General features: G+C 66.1%; 7 protein-coding genes. 6 read left to right on the top strand and 1 reads right to left on the bottom strand.

Going from position 1 to position 6,702, the window contains the following annotated elements; all coding sequences use genetic code 11:
• Positions 1-74: 74 nt before the first annotated feature.
• Positions 75-590 (top strand): peptide deformylase, encoded by a 516-nt coding sequence (def, locus tag EO174_RS15950; protein WP_016904668.1) that lies wholly within the window; start codon positions 75-77, stop codon positions 588-590.
• A 53-nt stretch (positions 591-643) separates the two neighbouring features.
• Here def and ettA read toward each other — a convergent pair whose 3' ends face one another.
• Complete coding sequence (ettA, locus tag EO174_RS15945) at positions 644-2,305, bottom strand: energy-dependent translational throttle protein EttA (RefSeq protein WP_016904669.1); 1,662 nt, start codon at positions 2,303-2,305, stop codon at positions 644-646.
• A gap of 226 nt (positions 2,306-2,531) precedes the next feature.
• Here ettA and EO174_RS15940 point away from each other — a divergent pair, with 226 nt between their 5' ends.
• From EO174_RS15940 to ribD, 5 genes are all read left to right on the top strand, one after another.
• The gene (locus EO174_RS15940) at positions 2,532-3,056 is read left to right on the top strand and encodes an RcnB family protein (RefSeq protein WP_126945830.1); all 525 of its coding nucleotides are present in this window, start codon (positions 2,532-2,534) and stop codon (positions 3,054-3,056) included.
• 198 nt (positions 3,057-3,254) lie between these two features.
• Positions 3,255-4,508 (top strand): serine hydroxymethyltransferase, encoded by a 1,254-nt coding sequence (gene glyA / locus EO174_RS15935; RefSeq protein ID WP_104649428.1) that lies wholly within the window; start codon positions 3,255-3,257, stop codon positions 4,506-4,508.
• 102 nt (positions 4,509-4,610) lie between these two features.
• The gene (nrdR, locus tag EO174_RS15930) at positions 4,611-5,135 is read left to right on the top strand and encodes a transcriptional regulator NrdR (RefSeq protein WP_006453216.1); all 525 of its coding nucleotides are present in this window, start codon (positions 4,611-4,613) and stop codon (positions 5,133-5,135) included.
• A complete protein-coding gene (locus tag EO174_RS15925; RefSeq protein WP_164740234.1) occupies positions 5,132-5,617 on the top strand; it encodes a GNAT family N-acetyltransferase in 486 nt (161 codons plus the stop codon). The genes nrdR and EO174_RS15925 overlap by 4 nt, the downstream gene beginning before the upstream one ends.
• Positions 5,608-6,702, top strand: a complete 1,095-nt coding sequence (ribD, locus tag EO174_RS15920) for a bifunctional diaminohydroxyphosphoribosylaminopyrimidine deaminase/5-amino-6-(5-phosphoribosylamino)uracil reductase RibD (RefSeq protein ID WP_126945827.1) — start codon at positions 5,608-5,610, stop codon at positions 6,700-6,702. Before EO174_RS15925 ends, ribD begins: the two co-directional genes overlap by 10 nt.

The following is a 6,702-nucleotide window of genomic DNA, read 5'->3' as shown; positions in this document are numbered from 1 at the left end:
CCCCATTCCCCAACCTCACCTGCCCCTACCGCACAGGTCCTAGAATCGCCACAACGTTTCCCCGGAGCAGCCAGATGATTCGCGAGATTATCCGCATGGGCGACAAACGCCTGCTGCGCGTGGCGCCACCGGTGACCAACCTGGGCAGCGCCGAGCTGCGCACGCTGGTGGCCGACATGTTCGAGACCATGGACGATGCGCGCGGCGTCGGCCTGGCCGCACCGCAGATCGCCGTGGATCTGCAGTTGATGGTGTTCGGCTTCGAAGCCAGCGATCGCTATCCCGAGGCGCCGGCAGTGCCGCGCACCGCATTGGCCAATGCACAGATCGAACCGCTGTCGGAGGAGATGGAAAACGGCTGGGAGGGATGCCTGTCCATTCCCGGCCTGCGTGCCGTCATTCCGCGCTATCGCGTCATTCGCTACCGCGGCTTCGCGCCGGACGGCAGCCCGATCGAACGCGAGGCCGAAGGCTTCCACGCCCGCGTTGTGCAGCACGAATACGACCATCTGGTCGGCCGCCTGTACCCCTCGCGGATCGAGAACTTCGCCACCTTCGGTTTCGAGGACGTGCTGTCCTACGACCTGTGATCGCACCGCGGCATCGCATGTGACAAGGGCGCCTTGCGGCGCCCTTGTCGTGCTTACTTGAGCGCCTTGAAGCGCAGACGCTTGGGACCGGCGTCATCGCCCATGCGGCGGCGCTTGTCTTCTTCGTACTCGCGGTAGTTGCCCTGGAAGAACTCCACGTGCGACTCGCCTTCGAACGACAGGATGTGCGTGGCGATGCGATCCAGGAACCAGCGATCATGCGAGATCACGAAGGTATTGCCCGGGAACTCCAGCAATGCATCTTCCAGCGCACGCAGCGTTTCGATGTCCAGGTCGTTGGACGGTTCGTCGAGCAGCAGCACGTTGCCGCCCTGCAGCAGCGTCTTGGCCATGTGCAGACGACCGCGCTCACCACCGGAGAGCGAGCCGACCATCTTCTGCTGGTCCTGGCCCTTGAAGTTGAAGCGGCCGATGTAGGCGCGCGACTGGATCTCCACGCCGTTGATGTTGAGGATGTCCAGGCCGCCTGCGATTTCCTGGAACACGTTGTGGTTGCCCTCCAGCGCATCGCGGCTCTGGTCCACGTACGACAGCTGCACGGTCGGGCCCATCACGATCTCGCCGGAATCGGGTTTTTCCTGGCCGGTGATCATCTTGAACAGGGTCGACTTACCGGCACCGTTGGGGCCGATGATGCCGACGATGGCGCCAGGCGGCACGATCATCGACAGGTTGTCGATCAGCAGGCGGTCGCCGAACTTCTTGGACACGTTCTTGAACTCCATCACCGAGTTGCCCAGGCGCTCGCCCGGCGGGATGAAGATTTCATTGGTTTCGTTGCGGCGCTGGTAATCCACCGACTGCAGCTCTTCCAGGCGGGCCAGACGCGCCTTGCCCTTGGTGCGCCCGCCCTTGGCATTCTGGCGCGACCATTCCAGTTCCTTCTGGATCGCCTTCTGGCGTGACTTTTCCTGGTTGTCTTCCTGCTTGAGGCGCTCGTCCTTCTGGGTCAGCCAGTCGGTGTAGTTGCCCTTCCACGGAATGCCGCGGCCGCGGTCCAGCTCCAGGATCCACTCGGCGGCGTTGTCGAGGAAGTAGCGATCATGCGTGACCGCCACCACGGTGCCGGTGTAGCGCGCCAGGAACTGTTCCAGCCACTCCACCGACTCGGCGTCCAGGTGGTTGGTCGGTTCGTCCAGCAGCAGCATGTCCGGCTTCTGCAGCAGCAGGCGGCACAGCGCCACGCGGCGCTTTTCGCCACCGGACAGCTTGCCGACGATGGCGTCCCACGGCGGCAGGCGCAGCGCATCGGCGGCCACGTCCAGCTGGTTCTCCAGGGTGTGCGCGTCACCGGCGGCCAGGATCGCCTCCAGGCGTTCCTGTTCCTTGGCCAGCGCGTCGAAATCGGCGCCTTCTTCGGCATAGGCCAGGTAAACCGCATCCAGCGCGGCCTGTGCCTGCAGCACGTCGCCCACGCCTTCCTCGACCGCTTCGCGCACGGTGTGCTCGGGGTTGAGCTGCGGCTCCTGCGCCAGATAGCCGACCTTGATGCCGGCCTGCGGACGGGCTTCGCCCTCGAAATCGGTATCCACGCCGGCCATGATCTTCAGCACCGTGGACTTGCCGGCGCCGTTCAGGCCCAGCAGGCCGATCTTGGCGCCCGGGAAAAAGCTCAGCGAGATGTCCTTGATGATCTGCCGCTTGGGCGGGACCACCTTGCTGACGCGGTTCATGGTGTAGATGTATTGCGACATGGGTGCTCCGTGGACGCAGGCAGCCCACCGGCCGGGGCCGGAGGCAGCGGAAAAGGGATTGCGCCGATTATACGGGCAAGCGGCCTGGCTCGCGGCAGCGATGCGGCAGCTAAACGGCAGCTTACCTGTCACCTGAATGGGCGTTTTCGTAATCGATTCCAGCAAGAATGCGTTAAGGCGGTTGGCGCCTTAATGAAATTGCGACATCGCAGACAGGAGCAATCCCATGAACCGCAAACGCATCGTGACTGTTGTGCTTTCCTCCATCTTGGCGCTGGGCTTCGCCGCACCGGCCGCATTTGCCGGGGATTGGGACCGCGACGACCGCCGTGGGCATGACCACGGCCACCGCGATCATCGCGTCGACTGGCGCAATGACCGCCGGGATGACCGCCGCGAATGGCGTGATGACCGCCGCGCAGACCGCCGCGAGTGGCGCCAGGACCGCCGTTACTACAGCAACGGCTACCGCGAGGGCTATCGCGACGCGCGCTATCAGGACCGTCGCTACGACCGCAATCGGGTCTATGTCTACGATCGCCCCAACTACTACCGCGCCGGTCCGCCGCCGCGCCCGTACTGGGCCCGCGGTCAGCGCTACCACGGCCCGGTCTACGTGATCAACGACTACGACCGCTACAACCTGCGCCGCCCGCCGTATGGCTACCGTTGGCAGCGCGACAACACCGGCAATCTGCTGCTTGTGGCCATTGCAACCGGTGTGATCGCCGACCTGGTGCTCAACAACTAAGTTCAGCAGTGGCCCGGCCGGCCTGACCCGGCAAGCGGGCAGGGCCTGACACGAGGGCGCACTCCGGTGCGCCCTTGTCGTTCAAAAGCCGGGCGCGCCAAGGCCCGCGTGGCCCGCGCCGGCGCCGCAATTGGTCACCTGTCCACGCGGGGCTTACAATCGGCGCCCCTACTGGCAACAGCTGCCCCGGAGCTCTGCATGTTCTCGCGCGACGTCCGACTGGAAACCTACGACCCCGAACTGGCCCAGGCCATCGCTGCCGAAGCCGGCCGCCAGGAGGATCACGTCGAGCTGATCGCCAGCGAAAACTACTGCAGCCCGCTGGTGATGGAAGCCCAGGGCAGCCAGTTGACCAACAAGTACGCCGAAGGCTATCCGGGCAAGCGCTACTACGGCGGTTGCGAGTTCGTCGACATTGCCGAGCAGCTGGCGATCGAGCGCATCAAGCAGGTGTTCGGCGCCGACTATGCGAACGTGCAGCCGCACAGCGGCTCGCAGGCCAACCAGGCGGTGTATCTGGCGTTGCTGCAGCCGGGCGACACCATCCTGGGCATGAGCCTGGCCCACGGCGGTCACCTGACCCACGGCGCCAAGGTCAACGTCTCCGGCAAGCTGTTCAACGCGGTGCAGTACGGTGTCAACGAGCAGGGCCTGATCGATTACGACGAGGTCCAGCGCCTGGCCACCGAGCACACGCCGAAGATGGTCGTGGCCGGCTTCTCGGCGTATTCGCAGAAGATCGACTGGGCGCGCTTCCGCGCCATCGCCGACAGCGTCGGTGCGTATCTGTTCGTGGACATGGCGCACGTGGCCGGCCTGGTCGCCGCCGGTGTGTATCCGAGCCCGCTGGAGCATGCGCACGTGGTCACCTCGACCACCCACAAGACCCTGCGCGGCCCGCGTGGCGGCATCATCGTGGCCAAGGGCGCGAGTGAAGAGCTGCAGAAGAAGCTGCAGTCGATCGTGTTCCCCGGCATCCAGGGTGGCCCGCTGATGCACGTGATCGCGGCCAAGGCGGTGGCGTTCAAGGAGGCGCTGGAGCCGGACTTCAAGACCTACCAGCAGCAGGTGGTCAAGAACGCGCAGGCGATGGCCAACACGTTGATCGCGCGCGGCTACAAGATCGTGTCCGGCGGCACCGAGAATCACCTGATGCTGGTGGACATGATCGGCCGCGATGTTTCCGGCAAGGATGCAGAGGCCGCGCTCGGCAAGGCGCACATCACCGTCAACAAGAACTCGGTGCCCAACGACCCGCGCTCGCCGTTCGTCACCTCCGGCCTGCGCCTGGGCACCCCGGCGATCACCACCCGCGGCTACAAGGAGCAGGACAGCATCGACCTGGCCAACTGGATCGCCGACGTGCTCGACGCCCCCAGCGACGAAGCCGTGCTGGCCAAGGTCCGCGACGCGGTGACGGCGCAGTGCAAGAAGTATCCGGTGTATGGCTGAGATGCCGGGATTGGTGATTCGGGATTGGGGATGCGCAGCAAGCGCGTCCTTGCACCTGCTGTTGCCAATCCCTAATCCCCACTCTCCAATCCCGGCGCCCTGATGCACTGCCCCTTTTGCCAGCACAACGACACCCGCGTGATCGATTCGCGCGTGTCCGAAGACGGCACGACGATTCGTCGGCGCCGGGAGTGCGAGGCGTGCGGCGAGCGATTCAGCACCCTGGAAACGATCGAACTCAAGCTGCCGACCGTGGTCAAGAGCGACGGCGGGCGCGAGGCCTTCGATGCGCGCAAGCTGCGCACCAGTTTCGACCGCGCGCTGCAAAAGCGCCCGGTGTCCGAAGAACAGATCGAAGCGGCGGTGCGGGCGGTGGTGCATCAGTTGCGCATGTCCGGCGAACGCGAGGTCGGCTCGCTGCGGGTGGGCGAGTACGTGATGGTCGAGCTGCGCAAGCTCGATCATGTGGGCTATGTACGCTTTGCCTCGGTGTACCGCAGCTTCCAGGACGTTGCCGATTTCCGCGAGGAAATCGAAAAGCTCGAGCGCGAGCTCCCGGTCGGCATCGAGCAGTTGCCGTTGCTGGAAGCGGCCCTGGAGCGCGCCGGCAAGCCCGGCAAGCGGTGAGGGCGATGCGCATCGCCTGCGTGGCCGACACGCCGGAGCTGCTGCCCGCCCTCGCGCAGGCGCATCTGCAGGCCTTCGGCAGCCTGTTGCCGGACTGGAATTTCGATGAGGCCTTGCGCGAGTTGCGCAGCCACAGCCGCGACGGCGTGATCCCGACCACCTGGGTTGCGCTCGATCAGGCACAGTGGCTCGGGTCGGTCAGCCTGCTGGAAAACGACGATGCGCGTATTCGCCAGTGGTCGCCCTGGCTGGCGTCGCTGTACGTGCAGCCGCAGGCGCGCGGGCAGGGCATCGGCGAGGCGCTGGTGACGCACTGCGTGCAGGCCGCCGCGCGCATGGGCGTGCCGGCCTTGTATCTGTATTGCCAGCCAGCACTGGCGCCGTACTACCAGCGGCTGGGCTGGCATACGCATGCAGAATTGCTGCTGGGGCCGATGCAGATCGTGGTGATGCAGATCGCGCCGGTGCTGCAGTGCGCGTGACAGCCGACGATCACCGCTGGATGGCCCAGGCATTGCGTCTGGCCGAGCGCGGTGCCTACACCACGCGCCCCAATCCGATGGTTGGCTGCGTGATCGTGCGCGATGGCGTGTGCGTGGGCGAAGGTTTTCATCAACGTGCCGGCGGCCCGCATGCGGAAGTGTTCGCGCTGCGCGCAGCCGGCGCGCTGGCGCGGGGCGCCACCGCCTACGTCACGCTGGAACCGTGCGCGCACTACGGACGCACGCCGCCCTGTGCCCTGGCCTTGATCGATGCCGGAGTGGCGCGTGTGGTCGCGGCGATGGCCGACCCGTTTCCGCAGGTCAACGGTGGCGGGTTCGCGCTGCTGCGCGAGGCCGGGATCAAGGTGCTCAGCGGGGTCCTGCAGGCACAGGCGCGCGCGCTCAACCGGGGCTTCCTGTCACGGGTGGAGCGGGGCAGGCCGTGGCTGCGGGTCAAGCTCGGCGCCAGCCTGGATGGACGGACTGCGCTGGCCAGCGGTGAATCCAAGTGGATCACCGGCGCCGATGCGCGCGCGGATGTGCAGCGCTGGCGTGCGCGTGCCGGCGCGATCCTCACTGGCGCCGGTACGGTGCTGGCCGACGACCCATCGATGACGGTGCGACTGGGCGATGACACGCCGTTCGTGCCGCCGCTGCGCGTGGTGCTCGACGCCGGGTTGCGGACGTTGGCATGCAACACCATTCGCCAGGGCGATGCGCCCACGTTGTATCTGCATGGCGAGGATGTGGCCGCGCCGTCGCTGGACGATGCGCAGTTCATTGCGATGCCGTTGCATGCAGGCCGTTTCGAGCTGGGTGCCGTGTTGGCCCTGCTTGCCGAGCGCGGCATCAACGAGGTGCATGTGGAAGCCGGCGCAACAGTGAGCGGTGCGCTGCTGCAAGCCGGGCTGGTCGACGAATTGCTGGTCTACGTGGCGCCGGTACTGCTGGGCGATACCGCCAGGCCGCTGCTGGCCGGGCTAGACATCGAGAGGATGGCACAGCGGGCTGCGTTGCAGCTGCTGGATGTGCGCCAGCTGGGGCAGGATCTGCGTCTGCGTTATGCGCCGGTTGTTGCCGGATGA

The organism is Xanthomonas sp. BRIP62418 (assembly GCF_003993495.1).
Taxonomy (GTDB): domain Bacteria; phylum Pseudomonadota; class Gammaproteobacteria; order Xanthomonadales; family Xanthomonadaceae; genus Xanthomonas; species Xanthomonas euroxanthea.
This window is presented reverse-complemented; position numbering and strand designations above follow the sequence as displayed.

Excerpts from the sequence above, each read along its gene's own strand:
- glyA (WP_104649428.1), top strand. The coding sequence starts at position 3,255 with ATGTTCTCGCGCGACGTCCGACTGGAAACCTACGACCCCGAACTGGCC.
- nrdR (WP_006453216.1), top strand. The coding sequence starts at position 4,611 with ATGCACTGCCCCTTTTGCCAGCACAACGACACCCGCGTGATCGATTCG.
- def (WP_016904668.1), top strand. The coding sequence starts at position 75 with ATGATTCGCGAGATTATCCGCATGGGCGACAAACGCCTGCTGCGCGTG.
- EO174_RS15940 (WP_126945830.1), top strand. The coding sequence starts at position 2,532 with ATGAACCGCAAACGCATCGTGACTGTTGTGCTTTCCTCCATCTTGGCG.
- ettA (WP_016904669.1), bottom strand. The coding sequence starts at position 2,305 with ATGTCGCAATACATCTACACCATGAACCGCGTCAGCAAGGTGGTCCCG.